This is a genomic window from Streptomyces sp. NPDC058758 (assembly GCF_042746075.1).
In the GTDB taxonomy this organism is placed as follows: Bacteria; Actinomycetota; Actinomycetes; order Streptomycetales; family Streptomycetaceae; genus Streptomyces.
Window position 1 is genome coordinate 518,521 of record NZ_JBHYPS010000001.1, and the last position, 20,435, is coordinate 538,955.

General features: G+C 73.0%; 22 protein-coding genes. 13 read left to right on the forward strand and 9 right to left on the reverse strand.

What is annotated here, in order from left to right; genetic code table 11:
• The first annotated feature begins 73 nt into the window (after nt 1-73).
• The 4 genes from efeO to ACFW6A_RS02320 are packed head-to-tail and all read left to right on the forward strand — an operon-like array spanning nt 74 to nt 4,375.
• Nucleotides 74-1,228 carry an iron uptake system protein EfeO gene (gene efeO / locus ACFW6A_RS02305; RefSeq protein ID WP_351852058.1) on the forward strand — a complete coding sequence of 385 codons (1,155 nt, stop codon included), beginning with the start codon at nt 74-76 and terminating at the stop codon, nt 1,226-1,228.
• Nucleotides 1,225-2,481: an iron uptake transporter deferrochelatase/peroxidase subunit gene (gene efeB, locus ACFW6A_RS02310; protein WP_386638234.1), complete on the forward strand. Its 1,257-nt coding sequence runs from the start codon at nt 1,225-1,227 to the stop codon at nt 2,479-2,481. Before efeO ends, efeB begins: the two co-directional genes overlap by 4 nt.
• Before the next feature lie 27 nt (nt 2,482-2,508).
• The gene (gene efeU / locus ACFW6A_RS02315; RefSeq protein WP_351852062.1) at nt 2,509-3,387 is read left to right on the forward strand and encodes an iron uptake transporter permease EfeU; all 879 of its coding nucleotides are present in this window, start codon (nt 2,509-2,511) and stop codon (nt 3,385-3,387) included.
• Nucleotides 3,347-4,375 (forward strand): hypothetical protein, encoded by a 1,029-nt coding sequence (locus ACFW6A_RS02320; RefSeq protein ID WP_351852063.1) that lies wholly within the window; start codon nt 3,347-3,349, stop codon nt 4,373-4,375. The genes efeU and ACFW6A_RS02320 overlap by 41 nt, the downstream gene beginning before the upstream one ends.
• Before the next feature lie 48 nt (nt 4,376-4,423).
• Here the strand turns inward: ACFW6A_RS02320 and ACFW6A_RS02325 are convergent, their stop codons facing one another.
• Together ACFW6A_RS02325 and ACFW6A_RS02330 are read right to left on the reverse strand one after the other, a co-directional pair.
• Nucleotides 4,424-5,200, reverse strand: a complete 777-nt coding sequence (locus ACFW6A_RS02325) for a bifunctional DNA primase/polymerase (protein WP_351852065.1) — start codon at nt 5,198-5,200, stop codon at nt 4,424-4,426.
• Nucleotides 5,201-5,311: 111 nt separating this feature from the next.
• Nucleotides 5,312-5,935 (reverse strand): TetR/AcrR family transcriptional regulator, encoded by a 624-nt coding sequence (locus ACFW6A_RS02330; protein ID WP_351852067.1) that lies wholly within the window; start codon nt 5,933-5,935, stop codon nt 5,312-5,314.
• 181 nt (nt 5,936-6,116) lie between these two features.
• Here ACFW6A_RS02330 and ddaH point away from each other — a divergent pair, with 181 nt between their 5' ends.
• Nucleotides 6,117-6,950: a dimethylargininase gene (gene ddaH, locus ACFW6A_RS02335; RefSeq protein WP_351852068.1), complete on the forward strand. Its 834-nt coding sequence runs from the start codon at nt 6,117-6,119 to the stop codon at nt 6,948-6,950.
• Here the strand turns inward: ddaH and ACFW6A_RS02340 are convergent.
• Both ACFW6A_RS02340 and ACFW6A_RS02345 read right to left on the reverse strand, forming a co-directional pair.
• Complete coding sequence (locus tag ACFW6A_RS02340; RefSeq protein ID WP_351852070.1) at nt 6,947-7,933, reverse strand: small ribosomal subunit Rsm22 family protein; 987 nt, start codon at nt 7,931-7,933, stop codon at nt 6,947-6,949. The two genes, ddaH and ACFW6A_RS02340, sit on opposite strands and share 4 nt — an antisense overlap.
• Nucleotides 7,934-7,942: 9 nt before the next feature.
• Nucleotides 7,943-9,268, reverse strand: a complete 1,326-nt coding sequence (locus ACFW6A_RS02345) for a Bcr/CflA family multidrug efflux MFS transporter (RefSeq protein ID WP_351852071.1) — start codon at nt 9,266-9,268, stop codon at nt 7,943-7,945.
• 78 nt (nt 9,269-9,346) lie between these two features.
• On the opposite strand from ACFW6A_RS02345, the gene ACFW6A_RS02350 reads away from it, so the two are divergent.
• Nucleotides 9,347-10,384 carry a Gfo/Idh/MocA family oxidoreductase gene (locus ACFW6A_RS02350; protein WP_351852073.1) on the forward strand — a complete coding sequence of 346 codons (1,038 nt, stop codon included), beginning with the start codon at nt 9,347-9,349 and terminating at the stop codon, nt 10,382-10,384.
• Here the strand turns inward: ACFW6A_RS02350 and ACFW6A_RS02355 are convergent.
• Nucleotides 10,371-12,002 carry an alkaline phosphatase D family protein gene (locus ACFW6A_RS02355; RefSeq protein WP_386638237.1) on the reverse strand — a complete coding sequence of 544 codons (1,632 nt, stop codon included), beginning with the start codon at nt 12,000-12,002 and terminating at the stop codon, nt 10,371-10,373. The genes ACFW6A_RS02350 and ACFW6A_RS02355 overlap by 14 nt on opposite strands.
• Before the next feature lie 167 nt (nt 12,003-12,169).
• Between ACFW6A_RS02355 and ACFW6A_RS02360 the strand changes: the two genes are divergently transcribed.
• Nucleotides 12,170-12,913: an SDR family oxidoreductase gene (locus tag ACFW6A_RS02360; protein WP_351852078.1), complete on the forward strand. Its 744-nt coding sequence runs from the start codon at nt 12,170-12,172 to the stop codon at nt 12,911-12,913.
• An 86-nt stretch (nt 12,914-12,999) separates the two neighbouring features.
• Here ACFW6A_RS02360 and ACFW6A_RS02365 read toward each other — a convergent pair whose 3' ends face one another.
• Complete coding sequence (locus ACFW6A_RS02365) at nt 13,000-13,332, reverse strand: nuclear transport factor 2 family protein (protein ID WP_351852080.1); 333 nt, start codon at nt 13,330-13,332, stop codon at nt 13,000-13,002.
• Nucleotides 13,333-13,493: 161 nt separating this feature from the next.
• Between ACFW6A_RS02365 and ACFW6A_RS02370 the strand changes: the two genes are divergently transcribed.
• Nucleotides 13,494-13,928 (forward strand): hypothetical protein, encoded by a 435-nt coding sequence (locus ACFW6A_RS02370; RefSeq protein ID WP_351852083.1) that lies wholly within the window; start codon nt 13,494-13,496, stop codon nt 13,926-13,928.
• Nucleotides 13,929-13,940: 12 nt separating this feature from the next.
• Here ACFW6A_RS02370 and ACFW6A_RS02375 read toward each other — a convergent pair whose 3' ends face one another.
• The 3 genes from ACFW6A_RS02375 to ACFW6A_RS02385 all read right to left on the reverse strand — a co-directional run bounded on the left by ACFW6A_RS02375 (nt 13,941) and on the right by ACFW6A_RS02385 (nt 17,404).
• A complete protein-coding gene (locus ACFW6A_RS02375) occupies nt 13,941-15,488 on the reverse strand; it encodes a serine/threonine-protein kinase (RefSeq protein ID WP_386638240.1) in 1,548 nt (515 codons plus the stop codon).
• Nucleotides 15,489-15,777: 289 nt separating this feature from the next.
• The gene (locus ACFW6A_RS02380) at nt 15,778-16,131 is read right to left on the reverse strand and encodes a hypothetical protein (protein ID WP_351852087.1); all 354 of its coding nucleotides are present in this window, start codon (nt 16,129-16,131) and stop codon (nt 15,778-15,780) included.
• Nucleotides 16,132-16,147: 16 nt separating this feature from the next.
• Entirely contained in the window at nt 16,148-17,404 is a 1,257-nt protein-coding gene (locus ACFW6A_RS02385) for a helix-turn-helix transcriptional regulator (protein WP_351852089.1), read from the reverse strand.
• Nucleotides 17,405-17,587: 183 nt separating this feature from the next.
• Between ACFW6A_RS02385 and ACFW6A_RS02390 the strand changes: the two genes are divergently transcribed.
• The 5 genes from ACFW6A_RS02390 to tgmC all read left to right on the forward strand — a co-directional run bounded on the left by ACFW6A_RS02390 (nt 17,588) and on the right by tgmC (nt 20,423).
• Nucleotides 17,588-17,755 (forward strand): hypothetical protein, encoded by a 168-nt coding sequence (locus tag ACFW6A_RS02390; protein WP_351852092.1) that lies wholly within the window; start codon nt 17,588-17,590, stop codon nt 17,753-17,755.
• On the forward strand, nt 17,752-17,958 hold the full coding sequence (locus tag ACFW6A_RS02395) for a hypothetical protein (protein ID WP_386638243.1): 207 nt from the start codon (nt 17,752-17,754) through the stop codon (nt 17,956-17,958). The genes ACFW6A_RS02390 and ACFW6A_RS02395 overlap by 4 nt, the downstream gene beginning before the upstream one ends.
• A 79-nt stretch (nt 17,959-18,037) precedes the next feature.
• Nucleotides 18,038-18,298, forward strand: a complete 261-nt coding sequence (tgmA, locus tag ACFW6A_RS02400; RefSeq protein ID WP_351852098.1) for a putative ATP-grasp-modified RiPP — start codon at nt 18,038-18,040, stop codon at nt 18,296-18,298.
• Between the two features lie 5 nt (nt 18,299-18,303).
• Nucleotides 18,304-19,263, forward strand: coding sequence for an ATP-grasp ribosomal peptide maturase (gene tgmB, locus ACFW6A_RS02405; RefSeq protein ID WP_351852131.1), 960 nt, complete (start codon nt 18,304-18,306; stop codon nt 19,261-19,263).
• Complete coding sequence (gene tgmC / locus ACFW6A_RS02410; RefSeq protein ID WP_351852101.1) at nt 19,260-20,423, forward strand: ATP-grasp peptide maturase system methyltransferase; 1,164 nt, start codon at nt 19,260-19,262, stop codon at nt 20,421-20,423. The genes tgmB and tgmC overlap by 4 nt, the downstream gene beginning before the upstream one ends.
• The last annotated feature ends 12 nt before the right edge of the window (nt 20,424-20,435 follow it).

Below are 20,435 nucleotides of genomic sequence, written 5' to 3' on the forward strand. Positions count from 1 at the left end.
CTGAGGTAAGCCTCGGTTAAGTTAGGTCCGCCTCAGTGGCATTCCCGTCCCGTCCCCCCGTCCTGGAGCCCTCATGCGAGCCGTCCGCACCACCGCCGTCACCGCCCTGGCGGGCGCCGCCGTCCTGGCCGCCGTCACCGGGTGCACCGCGAAGAGCGACGCCAAGGCCGAGGGCGACGGCGTCACCGTCACCGCCAAGGACGACTCCTGCGAGGTCTCGGAGAAGGAGTTCCCGGCCGGCCACGTCACCCTGAACGTGGAGAACCGCGGCTCCAAGGTCACCGAGGTCTACGTCCTCTACCCGGACGACCGGATCGTCACCGAGCGCGAGAACATCGGCCCCGGCACCAAGGCCACGCTCACCGCCGAGATCAAGGCCGGCTCGTACGCGATCGTCTGCAAGCCCGGCATGACCGGCGCCGGCATCCGCCAGGCCGTCACCCTCACCGGCGGCGCCGCCGCCCCGAAGCGCTCCGCCGAGATGGACGCCGCCGTCGCCGCGTACCGCCAGTACGTCCAGGCCCAGGCCGAGGAGACGCTGCCGAGGGTGAAGGTCTTCACCGACGCCGTCCGCGCCGGCGATCTGGAGGCCGCCAAGAAGGCCTACGCCCCCTCCCGCATCGGCTGGGAGCGCACCGAGCCGGTCGCCGAGTCCTTCGGCGACATCGACCCCAAGGTCGACGTCCGCGAGGACGGCCTGGAGGAGGGCCAGGACCCGGCGAAGGACTGGACCGGCTGGCACCGCCTGGAGAAGGCGCTCTGGCAGGACGGGAAGATCACCGCCCGCGAGAAGCAGCTCGCCGACCTCCTCGACAAGGACCTCGCGGACTGGGTGAAGCGCGTCGGCACCGCCGAGATCACCCCCACCTCCATGGCCAACGGCGCCAAGGAGCTCCTCGACGAGGTCGCCACCGGCAAGGTCACCGGCGAGGAGGAGCGCTACTCCCACACCGACCTGGTCGACTTCAAGGCCAACGTCGAGGGCGCGCAGAAGTCCTACGACCTGCTCAAGCCGGTCGCCGCCAAGAACGACGCCGCGCTCGTCGCCGAACTCGACGAGCAGTTCGGCGCGCTGAACGCGCTGCTCGACAAGTACCGCGCCGACAAGACCGGTTACGACTTCACCTCCTACGACAAGGTCGGCAAGGCCGAGCGCAAGGAGCTGTCGGACGGCGTCAACGCGCTGGCCGAGCCGCTCTCCAAGCTCGCCGCGGCGGTCGTCAAGTGACCCCCGGCCCCACCGGCGCGGGGGGCGGACCCGCCCGGCGCACCGTCCTCGCCGCCGGCGGCGGCCTCGCCCTCGGTGCCGCCGTCGCCGGCGGCGCCGCGGCGCTGACCCGCGACGGGGACGCCACCGCGCCCGTCGCGGACGGCGGTGCCGCCGTGCCCTTCCACGGCCCGCACCAGGCCGGCATCGCCACCGCCGTCCAGGACCGGCTGCACTTCGCCGCCTTCGACGTCACCACCGACGACCGCGAGAAGCTGGTGGCGCTCCTGAAGGAGTGGACCCGGGCCGCCGAGCGGATGACCGCGGGCCGCGAGGTCGGCGAGGGCGCCCACGGCGGCCTCCCGGAGGCCCCGCCGGACGACACCGGCGAGGCGCTCGGCCTCAAGCCGTCCCGCCTCACCCTCACCATCGGCTTCGGCCCCTCGCTCTTCGACGGGCGCTTCGGGCTGAAGGACAAGCGGCCCGGGGCCCTGGTGGAGCTGCCCAGGTTCCCGGGCGACAACCTCGATCCGGCGCGCAGCGGCGGCGACCTGTGCGTGCAGGCGTGCGCCGACGACCCGCAGGTCGCCGTGCACGCCGTCCGCAACCTCGCCCGGATCGGCTTCGGCACGGTCGCCGTCCGGTGGTCCCAGCTGGGCTTCGGCAAGACGTCCTCGACCACCCCGGACGCGCAGACCCCGCGCAACCTCTTCGGCTTCAAGGACGGCACCCGGAACGTCTCCGGCACCGACGCCGCCGCCCTCGACCGGCACGTGTGGGTCGGCCCGAAGGACGCCACCGGCGGCGGCGCCTGGATGGCCGGCGGCTCGTACCTGGTCGCCCGCCGGATCCGGATGAACGTCGAGACCTGGGACCGCACCCCGCTCGCCGAGCAGGAGGACGTCTTCGGCCGCGACAAGAAGGAGGGCGCGCCCGTCGGCAAGGCGAAGGAGCACGACGAGCCGTTCCTGAAGGCGATGAAGCCGGACTCGCACGTCCGGCTCGCCCACCCGGACTCCAACGGCGGGGCGGCCCTGCTGCGCCGCGGCTACTCCTTCACCGACGGCACGGACGGCCTCGGCCGGCTCGACGCGGGCCTGTTCTTCCTCGCCTACCAGCGGGACGTCCGGTCCGGCTTCGTCCCGGTGCAGACCGCGCTGGCCAAGGCCGACGCCCTCAACGAGTACATCCAGCACGTCGGTTCGGCGGTCTTCGCCGTCCCGCCGGGCGTCCGCGACGCGGACGACTGGTGGGGCCGCGGCCTCTTCTCCTAGCCGTCACCACCCCAGAAGGAGTCCGCCGTGTTCGGCAACTACCTGATCGGCCTCCGCGAGGGCCTGGAGGCCAGCCTCGTCGTCTGCATCCTCATCGCCTACCTGGTGAAGACCGGCCGCAGGGACGCCCTGAAGCCGATCTGGACCGGCATCGGCGTGGCCGTCGCCCTCGCGCTGGCCTTCGGCGCCGGCCTGGAGTTCGGCTCCCAGGAGCTGACCTTCGAGGCGCAGGAGCTGCTCGGCGGCTCCCTGTCGATCCTCGCCGTGGTCCTGGTGACGTGGATGGTCTTCTGGATGAAGAAGACCGCCCGGCACCTGAGGGCGGAGCTGCACGGCAAGCTGGACGCGGCCCTGGCGATGGGCACCGGCGCGCTGGTCGCCACCGCGTTCCTGGCCGTGGGCCGGGAGGGCCTGGAGACCGCGCTGTTCGTGTGGGCGTCGGTACGGGCCTCCTCCGACGGCAGCCACGCCCCGCTGGCCGGCGTGATGCTCGGCCTGCTGACGGCGGTCTTCCTCGGCTGGCTGTTCTACCGCGGCGCGCTGAGGATCGACCTGGCGAAGTTCTTCACCTGGACCGGCGGGATGCTGGTCGTGGTCGCGGCGGGCGTCCTCGCGTACGGCGTGCACGACCTCCAGGAGGCGCGCTTCCTCGGCGGGCTCGCCGACAAGGCCTTCGACGTCTCGGCGACGATCCCGCCGGACAGCTGGTACGGCACGCTCCTCAAGGGCGTGTTCAACTTCCAGCCCGACCCGACGGTCCTTCAGGTCACGGTGTGGGCGCTGTATCTGGTCCCGACGCTCGCGCTCTTCCTCGCCCCGATAGGGTCGGGTCCGTCCGTGCGCGTGGAGAAGCAGAAGGCGACCGATGAGAAGGCTGAGGCTGGAGCGGCAGACCCGGCGGTCTGAGGGACGGCGCCGGGGCGGGTCCCTGGCGGCCGTCGCCGCGGCGACCGTCGTGGCGCTGACGGCGAGCGGCTGCGTGACCGTCCACGGCGAGACCGCGGTCGTGGCGGGGGCGACGCCCGACGAGGCGACGGCGGCGCTGGCCGCCTTCGTCACCGCGTTCAACCGGGCCGACGAGGCCAACGACCCGAAGCTCGACGCCGACCGGGTGACCGGGCCGTTCGGGGCGATCAACCAGGCCGGCCTGAAGGCGAAGTCGGTAACCCGGCCGGAGGGCAATCCGGACCACCGGCCGCTGGAGCTGCGCGACGCCCGCTTCCTGGTCCCCAGGAAGGCGGGCTGGCCGCGCTGGTTCGTCGCGGACACCGACGCCAGCCGTGACGACGGCACGCCCCGGGCGGACGACCGCTGGCTGGTCGCCTTCGTCAAAAACGGCCCCGACCAGCCGTGGAAGGCCGCGCACCTGGCGATCGTCGCCCCGGACGAGCTGCCCGCGTTCGCCGAGGAGCAGGGCGGCGTGGTGCCGGTCGCGGCCGACTCGGACGCGCCGGCGGTCGCCCCCGAGGTGCTGAGCGAGACGTACGCCGAGTACCTCCAGCGCGGCGGCGCGAGCCCCTTCGCGGCGGGCGCGCACACCAGCCAGTGGCGCGAGAAGCGGGCCCGTACGGCCTCCCGGCCCGGCCTGGCGACGCAGTGGATCGACCGCGTGGCCGACGCGGGCGACTTCGCGCCGCTGGCGCTGGCGACGGCGGACGGCGGGGCGCTGGTCTTCTTCGCGAGCCGCCACTTCGAGCGCCAGACGACCGCGAAGGGCTACCGCCCCAAGGTGGGCCCGGAGCTGAAGGCCCTGATGAAGGGCGAGGTCGTGAACACCGTGACCAAGGAGTGGGTGTCGAGCCAGGTCGTCCTGGTGAAGCCCGCCGGCACGGAGAAGGACGCGGTCACCTTCGCGGGACGCCTCCAGGGCGTCGTCTCCGTCGAGGGCTCCTGACCCCTTCCCGGCCCCTTCCCTGCGCTCCTCCCCCGGCCGGGGCGGGGCTCAGCGGGTGAGCGGCCAGGCGACGCCGTGGGCGGCGTGGTCGTCGCCCTCGGCCTCGCGCTCGGCGGCGTGCCGGGCGCAGGCGTCGGTGAGGGCCTCCAGGAGGTTCAGCGGGTCGGGCAGCGGGTGCTCGGGGCCGCGGACCCAGCCGACGACGGGGTGGCCGGCCTCGTCACCGGGGAGCCGGGCGGGCGGCACGAGGACGTAGCTGCCGCGGCAGTGCCAGCGCAGGCCGGGGTGCTCGTCCATGGTCTCGGGGTGGCAGTCGAGCTCGCAGGGCCACCACTCGTCCTCGTCCTCGGGGGTGCCCCGGGTGGCGGTGAAGAAGAGCATCCGGCCGCCGTCGCCGGTGCTGTCCGGGGACTCGGCGACCGGTCCGACCTCGACGCCCCCGGCGAGGAGCCGTTCGAGCGCGGCGCGGCCGGCGGCCAGCGGCACGTCGAGGACGTCGTGGACCATGCCGGTGGCGGTGACGAAGTTCGCCTCGGGCTCGTTCCGCGCCCAGCGCTCGATCTGGGCGCGGTCGGTGGTCGACTGGGTCTGCCAGGCGAAGGAGACCGGGTGCCGGGCGGGGGTCGGACAGCCGATCCGCTCACAGGAGCAGCTGTAGCCGACGGGGTAGGCGGCGGGGGCCAGGGGCAGCCCTGCGGCGGCGACGGCCAGGAGCAGCGTCTCGCGGGTGTTCCCGTCGTCGGCCGCGGCGCGTTTGGGGCGCCTGCGCAGCCACTGTGCGAGTTTGCTCTCCGTGCCGCGGTAGCGGCCGATGCCGTCGCCCATCTATCCCCTCACACCTCATGCTCGCCCGTTCGGCTCCGCCCATGGTCCCACCATCCTGCTCCCCGGGTGACCGGAGTGGGGAACCGGGGCCGGTGACGACGCTCACGCTCGTCACGGACGGGGTGTGAGGCCGCGCAGGGCGTGGTCGACGAGGGCGTCGGCGTAGGCGTGGTCGAGGGGGCCGGTGCGGTGGAGCCAGCGGTGGTGGAGCGGGCCGACGAGGAGTTCGGTGGCGAGCCGGGGGTCGACGGCCGGGTCGGCCTGGCCGGCGGCCTGGGCGGCCTCGATGCGGCGGCCGAAGAGCTGGAGCTGGGGTTCGAGGAGGGCGGCGGTGAAGCGGGCGCCGAGCTCGGGATCGGTGGAGCCCTCGGCGGCGAGCGCGCGGGTGGGGGCGTCGTAGAGCGGGTTGTTGAGTTCGTCGACGGTGGCGCGCAGGACGAGGCGGAGGTCGGCGGCGAGGTCGCCGGTGTCGGGCAGCTCGGTCTGCCCCTCGGCCGCGCCGGCCTCCCGGGCGGCGCGGGCGGCGAGGTCGAGGAAGGCGTCGAGGAGGACGGCCGCCTTGGAGGGCCACCAGCGGTAGATGGTCTGCTTGCCGACGCCGGCGCGGGCGGCGATGCCCTCGACGGTGGTCTTCGCGTAGCCGGTCTCGGAGACGAGGGCGAGGGCGGCGTCGAAGATGGCGCGGCGGGAGCGCTCGCTGCGGCGGGAGGCGTCGGGTGCCTTGGGCTCGGACATGGCGCCGAACCTACCACCGTACGAGACGAAGCGTCTCGCCAGGGGGCGGCGGGATGTCGATCGGGTGTGCGCGGGACGAACCACCCGAACGGTCCACTGCGCGCGGGGCCCCGAGAGCGGACCATGGCTCCACCGATCCAACGGCCCGCCCCGCGGGCCGCCCGTCCGTGAGGAGGCCCGATTGCGCTCCACTCCGCGCGAGTCCTCGCCCCGCCGCTACCTGATGTGCCCACCCGCGCACTTCACGGTGACGTACTCCATCAACCCGTGGATGGACCCGACGAAACCCGTCGACCTGCCGCTCGCCCTGGCCCAGTGGGAGGACCTCCGCGACCGCTACCGGGCCCTCGGGCACACCGTCGAACTCCTCGACCCCGACCCGGCGCTGCCGGACATGGTCTTCGCGGCGAACGGCGCGACGGTCGTCGGCGGGCGGGTCCTCGGCGCCCGCTTCGCCCACCCCGAGCGCACCGCCGAGGCCTACGCGCACCTCGCCTGGTTCCGCCGCAACGGCTGGGCCGAGGAGGACCTGCGGGTCCCGGAGCACGTCAACGAGGGCGAGGGCGACTTCGCCGTGACCGCCTCCTGGATCCTGGCCGGCACCGGCTTCCGCTCCAGTCCGCTGTCCCACGGCGAGGCCCAGGAGTTCTTCGGCCGGCCGGTGATCGGCCTGGAGCTGGTGGACCCGCGCTACTACCACCTGGACACCGCGCTGTGCGTCCTCGACGAGGCGGGCGACGAAGTCATGTACTTCCCCGGCGCCTTCTCCCCCGGCAGCCGGGCCGTCCTCGCCCGCCTCTTCCCCGACGCCCTCCTGGCGACCGAGGAGGACGCGGCGGCCCTCGGGCTCAACGCGGTCAGCGACGGCCGCCACGTCCTGCTCCCGCAGACCGCGACCGGCCTCTTCGGCCCGCTGCGGGCCCGGGGCTTCGAGCCGATCGGCATGGACCTCGGCGAACTCCTCAAGGGCGGCGGCAGCGTGAAGTGCTGCACCCAGGAGCTGCGGCCGGCCTAGCCCTCCTCGGCCAGGGGCCAGGAGTCGCCCCACTCGGCGTCGCGGGCCTGCTTGTACAGGGGCCCGTGGCGCTTGGTGACGGTGGCGCGGCCGAGCCCCTCCGGCTCGCAGAGGTCGAGCAGGACGAGGCCCTTGCGGATCTGCGGCCTGCGGACGACGCGGCCGGGCGCGGGGGCCACGGGGAACCGGGCGGCGGCCACGTACGCGTACTTCTCGTCCTCGTACGGCAGCGAGCCGCCCTTCACCTGCCGGTGCAGCGAGGAGCGGCTGACCCGCGCCGAGAAGTGGCACCAGTCGGTGCCGGGCGCGATCGGGCAGGCGCCGCTGTGCGGGCAGGGCGCGGCGACGGTGAAGCCGGCGCCGATCAGGACGGAGCGGGCGGCGATGATCCGCTCGTAGCCGTCCGGCGTGCCCGGTTCGACGATCACGACGGCGCCGCGCGCGGCGCGGGCCGCCTCGGTGACGAGCGCGGTCCGGTCGCCCTCGGTCAGCTCCTTGAGCACGTACGAGACGGTGACCAGGTCGGTCTCGGCGAGGCGCAGCGCGGTGCCGATCCGCTCGCGCCGCCACTCGGCGTCCAGGACCCCGCCGGCCAGCTCCCGGCCGAGGGCGAGGGCAGGCTCGGCCCAGTCGAGGACGGTGGTGCGCGGCGGCCGCCCGTCCCACACGTCGGCGGCGGCCCAGCCGGCGGCGCCCGTCCCGCCGCCGACGTCCGTGTGGGTGGCGGGCGTCCACTCCGGGGCGGCCGCCCGCAGCGCGTCCAGGGCGCCCCGGGCGGCCTCGAAGGTGGCGGGCATCCGGTAGGCGGCGTACGCGGCCACGTCCGACCGGTCCCGCAGCACGGGCGCGTCGGTCGGGGTCGTCCCCCGGTAGTGGGCGATCAGCCGGTCCACGGCCTTCGCGGTCTGCGAGGGCGGCAGGCCGTCCAGCAGCCCGGCGAGGGCGGCGCGCAGGGACTCGGCGGAGGCGGGGGAGACGTTCACCGACCCAGTCTAGGCGTCGTCGCCGGGGCCCCGGAGCGGGCTGCGCCAGGGGCGGCACATCAGGAGGAAGCAGGCCAGGGCGGCGACCGCGCAGGAGAGCTGGACGACGGCCATGGGGACGGCGGTGTGCTCGCCCGCGACGCCGACGAGCGGCGAGGCGACCGCGCCGATGAGGAACGAGGAGGTGCCGAGCAGCGCGGAGGCGGAGCCCGCCGCGTGCGGCGTCCGCATCAGCGCCTGCGCGTTGGTGTTCGGCATCGCCAGGCCCATCGCCGACATCAGGACGAAGAGTCCGGCGGCGATCGGCACCAGCCCGACCTCGCCGAAGACCCCGGTGGTCATCAGGAGCAGCGCCGTGGAGGCGAGCAGGATGACGCAGAGGCCGGCCCCGAGCGCCTTGTCGAGGCTGACCCGGCCGACGAGCAGCTTGCCGTTGACCTGGCCGACGGCGACGAGCCCGACGGAGTTGAGCCCGAAGAGGAGGCTGAAGGTCTGCGGGGAGGCGCCGTAGATCTCCTGCACCACGAACGGGGAGGCGGAGATGTAGGCGAAGAGGGCCGCGAAGGCGAGGCCGCCGGACAGCATGTAGCCGGTGAAGACGCGGTCGGCGAGCAGTCCCCGCATGGTCCGCAGGGCCTGGCCGACGCCGCCCTCCTGGCGCCGCCCGGGGGGCAGCGTCTCGTGGAGGAAGCGCCACACGACGAGGGTGAGGAGGACGCCGATGACGGCGAGGACGTGGAAGACGCCCCGCCAGTCGGTGATCCGCAGGATCTGTCCGCCGATGAGCGGCGCGATGACCGGCGCCACGCCGGAGATCAGCATGAGGGTGGAGAAGAAGCGGGCCATCTCGACGCCGTCGTAGAGGTCGCGGACGACGGCGCGGGCGATGACGATGCCGGCGGCGCCGGCGAGGCCCTGGAGGAGCCGGAAGGCGATGAGGAGTTCGGCGCTGGGGGCGAAGGCGCAGACGGCGGTGGCGAGGACGTAGACGACCATGCCGGCGAGCAGGGGCCGGCGGCGGCCCCACTTGTCGCTCATGGGGCCGACGACGAGCTGGCCGAGGGCCATGCCGGCGAGGCAGGCGGTGAGGGTGAGCTGGACGGTGGCCGCGGGGGCGGTGAGCGAGCGGGTGACGTCCGGCAGCGCCGGCAGGTACATGTCCATGGACAGCGGCGGGAGGGCCGTGAGTCCGCCGAGGACGAGGGTGACGAGCAGTCCGGCCCGCCGGGCGGCCGGGGCGGCGCCGGGGGCGGCCGGGGCGGAGGCGGCGCCGGGGCCGGCCGGCGCGGGTTCGGCTATGTGTCCTTGTGTTGTCTTCTGGCCGCTTTCCGGCATCGACTGCTCCGTTTCGTTGAAACCTTGCCTATGCTCTCAGCTCGATCGGACTGGTCGATACCTGTGGGGTGGCACGGCATGAACGACGGTGTGAACGACGGCACGGACGTCCGGGGGAACGGCGCCGTACGGTGGGGGATCCTCGCGACCGGCGGCATAGCCGAGCGGTTCGCGACGGACCTGGCGGAGCTGGACGGCGCCGAGGTGGTGGCGGTGGCCTCCCGCACGGAGGCGTCGGCGCGGGCCTTCGCCGACCGGTTCGGGATCGCGCGGGCGTACGGCGGCTGGGACGGCCTCTTCGCCGACCCGGACGTGGACGTGGTGTACGTGGCGACCCCGCACCACGCCCACCGGGAGGCGGCCGGCCGCGCCCTGGAGGCGGGCAAGCCGGTCCTCTGCGAGAAGGCCTTCACGCTGAACGCCCGGGAGGCGGAGGAGCTGGTCGCGCTCGCCCGGGACCGCGGCCTCTTCCTCATGGAGGCCATGTGGATGTACTGCAACCCGCTGGTCCGCCGGCTCGCGGAGCTGGTCCGGGGCGGCGCGATCGGCGAGGTGCGGACCGTGCAGGCGGACTTCGGTCTGGCCGGACCGTCCGACCCCGGCCACCGGCTGCGGGACCCGGCGGTCGGCGGCGGGGCGCTGCTCGACCTCGGCGTCTACCCGGTCTCCTTCGCCCAGCTGCTGCTCGGCGAGCCGGACTCGGTGCAGGCGCACGCCCGGATCTCCCCCGAGGGCGTCGACCTGAACACGGGCATGCTGCTGGGCTGGGACTCCGGCGCCTCGGCGCTGCTGTCCTGCTCGCTGGAGGCGGACACCCCGCTGACCGCCTCGGTGTCCGGCACGAAGGGCCGGATCGAGGTGCCGCGCGGCTTCTTCTTCCCGGAGCGGTTCACGCTGTACCGGGAGGGCGCCGAGCCCGAGGAGTTCACCCACACCGACGACCCGCACTCGCTGCGGCACGAGGCCGCCGAGGTGATGCGGTGCCTGCGGGCAGGGGAGCGGGAGTCGCCGCTCGTCCCGCTGGACGGCACGCTCGCCGTGATGCGGACGCTCGACGCGGTGCGCGACCGCGTCGGCGTCCGCTACCCCCAGGAGGCGCTGGTCACGCGGGGGTGAGACCCGGGTTGCCGGCCTCCGTGACGAAGGAGCCGGCGGTGGTGACCGGGGCGCCCGGCCTCGTCACGTACGGGACCGTGCGGAAGTCGGCGCGGGCGCTCTCCTCGCCGAGGGCCACGGTGACGTAGCCGCGCCGGCCGTTGAAGAACCGCAGGTGCGGGTTGGCCTGCGTCAGCCTGTCGTAGTTCGACGGGCGGTCGGCGCCGTCCTTGCCGCTGGCGATCGAGGTGGCGACGATCTCAGTGCCGAGGGTGCGGGAGGCCGGGTCGCGGAAGTCGGCCTTGAGGTCGAAGCCGTAGCCGACGTGCACGTCGCCGGTGAGCACCATCAGGTTCTCCACCCCGGCGGACTCGGCGCCCGCGAGGATCCGCGCGCGCGAGGCCGGGTAGCCGTCCCAGGAGTCCATGGAGAGCTTGAAGTCGGCGGTGGGGCGGTCCCGGCGCTCGGCGAGGACGACCTGCTGCGGCAGGACGTTCCAGCGGGCGCCGGAGTTCCGCCAGCCGTCGAGGAGCCAGCGCTCCTGGGCGGCGCCGGTCATCGTGCGGGCCGGGTCCTCGGAGAGCGGGCCCGGCACCTGCCAGCCGTCGCCGTAGGCCTGGTCGGAGCGGTACTGGCGGGTGTCGAGGATGTCGAACTGGGCGAGCCGGCCGAAGCGCAGCCGCCGGTACAGCCGCATGTCCGGGCCCTCGGGGAGCTGGGGCGCGCGCAGCGGCTGGTGCTCCCAGTAGGCGCGGTAGGCGGCGGCGCGGCGGAGCAGGAACTCCTCGGGCGGGACGGAGTTCTCGGGGACGCCGCCCGCGTAGTTGTTCTCGGTCTCGTGGTCGTCCCAGGTGACGACGAAGGGGTGGGCGGCGTGCGCGGCCCGCAGGTCGGGGTCCGACTTGTAGAGGCCGTAGCGGAGCCGGTAGTCCTCCAGGGTGACCGTCTCGCGGTCGAAGACGGCCGGGAGGGTGCGGTCGGTGTAGGCGCGGGCGCCGCCGGTGGCGTTCACGGCGTACTCGTAGAGGTAGTCGCCGAGGTGGAACACGACGTCGAGGTCCTCGTCGGCGAGGTGCCGGTAGGCCGTGAAGTACCCGTCGTGGTACGCCTGGCAGGAGACGGCGCCGAGCCGCAGCTCCGCCGGGCGGGCCCAGGGGGCGGGCGCGGTGCGGGTGCGGCCGACGGGGCTGACCCACTCCCCCGCGCGGAACCGGTAGTAGAACTCCCGGCCCGGCTCCAGGTGTTCGACGTCGACGTGCACGGTGTGGCTGAACTCCGGGTGCGCGGTGGCCCGTCCGCGCCGCACGGTCCGGGCGAAGCGCTCGTCGCGGGCCAGCTCCCAGTGGACGGAGACGCGCTCGGCGGGCAGGCCGCCGCCGGGCTCGAAGGGGCGGGGCGCGAGCCGGGTCCACAGCAGGACGGATCCGGGCAGCGGGTCGCCGGAGGCGACGCCCAGGGTGAACGGGTCCTCGGTGATGCGGCGGCCGTCCAGCTCGGCGGCGGCGGCCGTGCCGGCGGCGGGCAGCTGGGTGGCGAAGGCGAGCGCGGCGGCGGCGCCGGCCGCGGTGAGGAACCGGCGGCGGCCGAAGTGGCGCGCGGCGGCGCGGAGTTCCTCGCTGTGCTGCGGTGCGGGTGTCATGTGCCCCTCCCCTGACGGTTGGTGTCCGTCGGTATTCGAGGGGGCGGGGGCGACATCGCATTGTCGGGGACAGGTCATCCACGTGTCGGACGGATGAGTTCATGGGGCACGCGTCTGGCGTACGCTGCCCGGCCGGGGGCGACACGAAGCTGGAAGGTGGGTTCGGCATGGGCGTCGCTGTGGTGACGGGAGCGGGTTCGGGCATCGGGCGGAGCGTGGCGCGGGCCCTCGCGGAGGCGGGCTGGTCGGTGGCCCTGGCGGGCCGGCGGCTCGCGCCCCTGGAGGAGACGGCGCAGGGCCCGGCCCCGGAGCGGACGCTGTGCGTCCCGACGGACGTGACGTCACCGGCGGAGGTGGCGGCCCTCTTCGACGCGGTCCGCGAGCGCTTCGGCCGCGTCGACCTGCTCTTCAACAACGCCGGTACGTTCGCGGGCGGCGGCACCCCGGTCGAGGAGCTGTCCTACGACACCTGGCGCGCGGTCGTCGACGTCAACCTCACCGGCGCGTTCCTCTGCGCCCAGGCCGCCTTCCGGGCCATGAAGGAGCAGGACCCCCAGGGCGGCCGCATCATCAACAACGGCTCGATCTCGGCCCACGTGCCGCGCCCGCACTCGATCGCGTACACGGCGACGAAGCACGCGATGACGGGCCTGACGAAGTCCCTGTCGCTGGACGGCCGCCCGTACCGGATCGCCTGCGGCCAGATCGACATCGGCAACGCGGCCACGGACATGACGGCCCGCATGCGGTCCGGCATCCTCCAGGCCAACGGCGAGCTGGCGGTGGAACCGGTGATGGCCGCGGCGGACGTGGCGGCGACGGTCGTCCACATGGCGGCCCTGCCGCTGGAGGCGAACGTGCAGTTCGCGACGGTGATGGCGACGACGATGCCGTACGTCGGCCGCGGCTGACGGGGACGCCAGGCGGGGCCGGCCGACGGGACCGGCCGACGGGACCGGCGGGGTCACCCGCCGGCGTCACCCGACGCCCGGCGGGGTCACTCCGCGGCGGCCTGCCCGGTCTCGAACCGGACGACCTTCCCGCCCTCCACGGTGAACCGCCAGTCCGTCCGCATGGCCCCCCACGTGTCGTTGCTGTAGGTGGCGACGAGGACGAGCCCGTCGTCGTCCTCGCTCTCCACCACCATCCGCCCGTGGGACGAGAAGACCTCGCGCTCGGTCCACTCCCGGAGGTCCCGTTCGGAGCCGTCGTCGGACATGGTCGCCCCGGGGGCGAGGACGCCGAAGAAGGCGTCGCGGTCGTTGGCGTTCAGCGCGGTGACGAAAGCGCGCACGGCGGGCTCGCTGAGCCGGTCCTCGGGAAGGGTCATGCCCCAGCCGTACCCGCCGGGCGCCCCCGCACCCCGCTCCGGCACCGGGGATGGGCCAGTCGGGCGAGCCCCGGGGCGCCCCCGCGGCAGCCTCCGGCGGCCGGGCGGCCGCCCCGGGCAGTATCGGGGGCACCAGACCCCCCTTCCCCGCTGGAGGAGCGATGTCGGAGCACGACCGGATCGTCAGGCTGTACGCGAAGGGGGCCCCGGTCGGGGTCCACGAGGGGAGGCTGGCCGGCTTCCCGGACGAGGAGCACCGCGCCGCCGAGTGGGCGCTCGGCGCGGTGGACGGCGGCTACCGCCTCACCGTCAAGGGCACCGAGGACACCGTCACGGCCCCCGGCACCGACCGCGCCCAGGCCCTGGTCCGCCCCGACGCCTCCCCCGCCTCGGTGTGGCACCTCCAACGCGTCACCCCCGACGGCATCACCCCCGTGCGCTCCCTCGCCACCCTCACCACCGGCACGTACGTCATCACCCAGAACGGCCTCGCCCTCGGCCGCGACCTCTTCGAGGACCGCTCCCCCACCCCGAAACCGGTCGTCATCCGCACCGACGACCGCGAACCGCACTGGACGGTGGAGGTGCTGATCTGAGGGGGAACCGGGTCAGGGCCAGCCGGGCCCCTCGTCCCCGGGATCGTTCAGGAAGCCGTTGCAGGCCATGACGGAGTAGTGGACGAGCACCAGCGTGTAGGCGCCCTGGAGCCGCTCGGGGGGCATCTCCTCGTACGGCTCCGGCAGCCCGGCCGACTCCGTCTTCAGGACGTCGGGCCAGCGGAAGGACCAACTGCTCCTGCCCGCGGGGACCTCGAGCGGGACGACCGTCTCTCCGGCGGGCAGCTTCAGGAGGACGACGGGCCGCTGGAAATCGTCCATCTGCTTGAGGTCGACGGTGACCGTGACGTCCATCCAGGTGGGAGAGCCGAACCGGTACCCCCCGGCGGACACTGCGAAGCCGAAGCCCGGGGTCGTGGCGTCCACGCCCAGCCCCTCGTCCAGCGCACAGCGCCGGGTGTCGGGGTTGTAATGGAGCGACTCGACCAGGGGCCAGGTGCGCGCGTCGACGCCCCCCGGGGGCTCCGACGGGGTTTCGGCCGGCGCCGGGGAGCCCGCCGACCCGGGCGAACCGGACGCTTCCGGGGCCGGGCCGAACAGCCCGGTCGGGAGCCACGCCCCCGCGGCGGCTCCGGCGGCCAGCAGGAGGACGGCCGAGGCGGCGAGCGCGGCCCGGCGCCCCGCGCGGCCGGGACGCGCGGGAGCGGTCTCGGTGGCCTCGCCGGCCTTCGTCCTCCTCAGCCGCGTCCGGGGCGACCGCCGGAAGGCGGCGGCGGTCTCCTTGTGCCCGTAGGAACGCAGCGTGGTCAGGTGGGCGAGGACGTCGCTGAGGGCGGGCCGCTCCAGCGGGTCCTTGCGCATGCACGCGGCGATGAGGTCCCGCAGCTCCTCGGGGACCTCCGTGAGCCGCGGCTCCTCGTGGACCACGTGGTACTGGGCGGTGACGGGCGTGACGCCCCGGAAGGCGTGGTCGCCCGAGGCGGCGAAGGTCAGGACGGCGCCGAGGGCGAAGACGTCGGAGGCGGCGCTGACAGGCCGCCCCTGCACCTGCTCCGGGGAGAAGTAGCCGGGCGTGCCGAGCACCGCGCCGGACTGGGTGGCGTGGCTGAAGTCCGCGGCGTAGGCGAGCCCGAAGTCGATGATCTTGGGCCCGCCGTCGGTGAGCAGCACGTTCGCCGGCTTGAGGTCCCGGTGGACGAGGCCGGCCCGGTGGATGGAGGCCAGCCCGAAGGAGAGCCCCAGCCCCAGCTCGACCGCCTCGGCCGAAGCCAGGGGCCCGTGCCGCCGCACGTGGTCGCGGAGCGAGAGCCCCTCCACGTACTCCGTGGCGAGCCAGGGTTCGCGCGCCCGCGTGTCGAACCCGACCACCCGCACGGTGTACGGGCTCCGCACCGAGCCTGCCGCGGCGGCCTCCCGGGTGAACCGCCGCCGGAAGCCCTCCTCCTGCGCGTACTCGCTCCTGATCGTCTTGACGGCGACGTGCCCGTCCCGCCCCTCCTGCGTGGCGAGGTAGACGGTCCCCATCCCCCCGCTGCCCAGCCGCGCGACCAGCCGGAACGACCCGATCTCCGTCGGGTCCCCGTCCCCCAGATCCCACACGTCCCCCACCCTCCTCCGACGCACGCAGACGATAGCGCCCCCGGCCAACCCCGTTGCGGAACAGTCGAGTTGCCGAGAGGGCGGAGAGCACGCGGGCCAGGACACACGAAAGGGCCCCCGTGGGGGCCCTGAGGGCAGACGAGTCGGGCTGTACGCCGGGGACTGTCGGCGCAACGCTATGACCTGCACAAACGTGCAGGGATGGCGCTTCCGTGGCTACTTTGATGGCTGCGCAACAAGCCATCCCCGCCCGGATCGGCCCCGGACGGGGACGTCGTCACTCCCGGGGTCAGACGGTCCGCTCGATGCGTTCGAAGATGTCCGCGTCCGTCTCCTGCTGCCAGCTCGGCAGGTCGGCCCAGTCGGCGACATATCCGGGCTTGGGGTCCTCGAAGTGCTTGAACATCTGGGCAGTCCAGCAGATCGCGACGAATCGCCCCTTCTGCTCGCGGGTGAGCCGGGCCGCATGCCCGCCGCTGACCGCGATGAAGTCGCGCACCTGCCCGCACACGGCGGCGGCGGCATCGCGCTCCCACTCGGGCGTCTCGTCCCACGGCGTGACGTAGCCGGGCTTGGGCTCGCCGGGGTAGTGCTTGTTCACTCCGTCGATCCACGCTTCGCGGAAGATCCGGCCGTCATTCATGCGCGTGTCCCTCTCGTCATGCGGTGCGCGGAAGCGCCGCGATTCGGTGATCAAGAGTCGAGACTCGGTCATCAGACATGAGCGGGGCAAGACGCCCCCGAAGCCCGTCCAGCTTCTTGCCGATGAATCCCGAATTCGACCGGTCGGCCAGTCCGAGTGCTTGCTCCGCGTAGTGCACGACCTGGTCGATGTCCCGCCTGTGCGCCCCGAGCACGGCGAGGTCGCTCAGAACAGCGGCGCGGCGACGCAGGGACAGAGTCTGGGCAAGGGCCGCGGTCAACGCTTCCTCGGCGAGATCAGGGCGGCCCAGTTGGAGGTAGCAGGCTCCTCGCTCCTCTGCCAGGCGGGAGCCGTCGAAGCGGAGCCAGCCGCCGTTGTGGGAGTGAGCGCCGTCGAGGGCGTGCACTTTCTCGGCTTCGTCAAGAGCCCGGTTGCACGCATCGAGATCGCCCACGGCCGCGTACGCCTGCGCCTGGACGGCCGCGACCCAGTGACGTGTGGAGAGAGTGTCGTCGCCCCTCCGGGCGATGCGGAAAGCTGCCGCGAGCAGGGGCTGGGCAGCGTGCCCGCGGCGCGCGTACAGCTCGACGTACGCGTGGCGGGTCATGGCACAGGCCCACAAATCGTGGTCGCCACCGGCGTAGGCCGCGTTGGCGGCCAGTGTGTAGCACTGCGCGGCGTCGGTGTACCGGTTGGCATCGAAGAACAGCTCACCGACGAGCTGGTAGACGTCGGCCGTCATCCGGCACAGTCGGGACCGATCCGCAGCAGTACGGGTCTCGGTCAGCCCCTTCGCCATCACATCGAGCTGCGCGCGCACCGCAGGGAAGACGACCTGCTTGGAGTCCGACAGCGCGTAGACCTGCCAGAGGCTGCGGTGCAAGGCGTCCCCCGACTCCAGGAGCGTCGATACTGCCCGCCCTCGGGCGGCCTCACCGGAATCGGGAAGAGTGACCAGCGCACCCGTAACGGCGAGCAGGCCCAGGACTTCGCGGCGCTTCATGTCGTCATCATCACCATGGAGGAGGGGTGGAGCAGCGGAGAGCCCGGCTGTCTCGGCCGGCTGTTCGTCGGAGAGCAGATCTGCCAGCTCGGGGAGGGTCACTCCCAACAGCTCTGCGATCTTCGGCCGTTGGTGGGGACGCGGGGTGGCGCGACCGCTTTCCCAACGGACCACGGTGGACGCGGCCACTGAGAGCGCTTCTGCGAATTCCTCCTGAGAGTAACCCCGGGCCGCGCGCCGTTCCGCAAAGTGCTTACGCCTCGACGTCATAGGTCTCCCCTCACGAGAACCCTTTCACGCACTCATACCCGCCACGCGCCAACGCCTGGAAAACGCCCGGGTATTGCGCGAGGTGCGCTCTGGGAGAAGGTAACGGATCGTCGTTCACTGGTCACACACCGCTCGGAGGCCGAAGGACCCTCCGGGCGGCTCCCCACGGCGAGGAGCGACCGCATGACAACCTCCGGACTGCCCCGCAGGACCCCTGGTGCCAGTGGCCGTATGTACACGCCGCCGGAGCCTCGGCCGGGTGCGCCGAGCCGGGCTCTGCGGCTACGGGCGGCCTGCGGCTGGGAGAAGTTCATGCGCCGCGTCGAGGCCAAGCAGGAGCCGGAGGAGTGAACCCGGTCGGCTCCGACGGCTACGAGCACCACCCGCTCCTGGACACGTATGTCCGTGACATCGCCTCGCGTGGGGAGGGTGTGCTCGTCGCCGTCACACACGAGCTCCACAGCCACGGGATGGTCCGCATCGCGCACATCCGGCCCGCGTCCGGAGTCGAATGGACGACCGCGGCCGACAACATCCAGGCCTCTCGCCCCTGAACCGCGGCCCGCAGATCACCGTCCGCGCCCCCTGGCGCAGACGGATTCCCGCACCACACCCTTCAACCCAAGGAGTCTCATGACCGCCTCTGTCGCACTCCCCTCCCCCACGCGGCCGTGGGGTGCGGGCCGACTCGCGCCCTACCCGACGGTCATCCGTCGACCCCACGCCACGGTCACCGTCGACCCCACGACGCAGCTCGGGGTGTTCCGCGACCGCGTCGGGCAGGTGGTCGAGATGGGCAAGCACGGCACCAGCTCCGGTACCGAGACCTCCACGACGACGAACTCGGACTCCCGGAACGACCAGGGTCACGATCAGGACAGCACGCAGGACTGATGACCATGACCGAGGAGAGGTCGGTTCTGGTGGCCACCGAGGCGGACGACATCACCGCCGACATGGTGATCACCGAACTCAACCGGCGCGCTGTGCCTGTGGTCCGGTTCAACCCTGCCGACATCGGCGAGGACCTCACGGTCTCGGCTCGGTTCGGCACCTGCCCGGCCCCGGTGGTCGGGCAGGTGCGTACCCCGTCGAGAACCGCTGATGTGACCCGGGTGCGGTCGGTGTACTGGCGCCGCCCGGAGTGGCCCACATTTCCCCACCTGTCCGCTGACGACTCCCGGTTCGCGGCGGCGCAGGTCCGCTACGGACTCGGTGGCACCCTCTACGCTCTGGACGGCCCCCTCTGGGTCAACCACCCCCTGCGCGTTGCCGCAGCCGACTACAAACCCGCACAACTCGTCCTCGCCCAGCAGCTCGGCTTCACCATCCCGCCCACCCTTGTCACCAACGACCCGGACGAAGCTCGCGAGTTCGTCCACGCTCAGGGGCGGGCGATCTTCAAGACGCTGCGATGGACCCCTTACACGCGTGACGGCATGCCTGTGACGGGATGGACTGCCCCCGTCACCCCCGACGAGATCGACGACAGCGTTCGGGTCGCGCCCCACCTGTTCCAGGCCCGCGTGGACAAGGTCGCCGACGTTCGCGTACTGCTCGTAGGTCGGCATACGTTCGCCGTACGCATCGACTCCGACCTCCTGGACTGGCGCAAGGACTACAGCGTCCTGACCTACACCGTGGAGCACCTACCCGACCGGCTAGCTCAGGCACTGCACGCCTACCTGGACCGACTGGATCTGGTATCGGGAAGCTTCGACCTCGCGGTCGACCGGGCCGGGGACTACTGGTGGCTGGAACTGAACCCCAACGGACAGTGGGGGTGGCTGGAGACCGAGACCGGCCTCCCGATGTCCGCCGCCTTCGCCGACCTACTCACACAAGGAGACCGCCGATGACCGACCCGGCATCCGAACGACGCCGCATGGCGACCGTGCTCATGGTCGAAGGGGTCCTGAAATCCCCCTGGCTGCGTGCAGCCGTCGAGACCGTCTCCCGCGAGCGGTTTCTCCACCCGGGAGTCTTCCTGGACGAGGGGCGGACCTGGCGGCCCGTCACCGCCGCCGACACGGACCCGGCCGAGTGGCTGAAGATCGCATACAGCGTCGACACCCTCACCACCCAGCTCGACGGCCACCTCACCGCCGACCAGGCCGGCGGACCCGTCGTGGGTGTGCCCACGTCCTCCTCGACCGACCCGGCCACCGTCGTCGGCATGATCGAGACCCTGGATCTCGCGAGGGGCCACCGAGTCCTGGAGATCGGCACGGGCACCGGCTACTCCACCGCCCTGATGTGCCACTACCTCGGCGAGGACAACGTCACCACGGTCGAGGTCGACGCACAGGTGGCCGCACGCGCCGATGCCGCTCTCGAAGCCGTCGGCTTCTCGACGTGGGCGGTGACGGGCGACGGACTCCTCGGCCACCCGTACCGGGCACCGTACGACCGGGTCATCGCCACCTGCGCGGTCCGCCGCATCCCGTACGCGTGGATCAGACAGACGAGACCCGGAGGCGTTGTCCTCAGCACGGTCGGCTCGTGGCCGTGGGGAACAGGCCTCGCGAAACTGACCGTCGGCGATGACGGCACCGCCGAGGGCTCGATCGTCGGGCGTTCCTCCTTCATGCAGGCGCGGGCCCAGGCAGTGACCCCCGTGGCCGGCGATCTCTCCGCCCGGACCGCGTACGCGGACAGTGAGCGGCCCACTCTGCTGTCCCCTCTGGTCCTTGAGGAATGGATGCCCGCCTTCCTGGCACAGTTGGCCGCGCCAGGCGTTCAGTTCGTCCGCGCGACGGATGGTGACGGGTTGCTCTTGCAGTACCTGTTCGATCCGGAGAAGGAGTCGTTCGCCGAGTTCGTCGTCGACGGCGAAGGCTGGACCGTCCGCCAAGGCGGGCCCGTGGCCCTGTGGGACGACGTGGAACGTTCCCTCGTAGCTTGGCAGGACGCCGGGGCGCCGGAGATCGACTCCGTACGGCTCCGTGTGACGCCCGCGTCCCACCAGTACTGGATCGACCAGGTCCCCTCTCTACGCTGGGAGCACCGGCTCGCCTGACCCACTACGCTC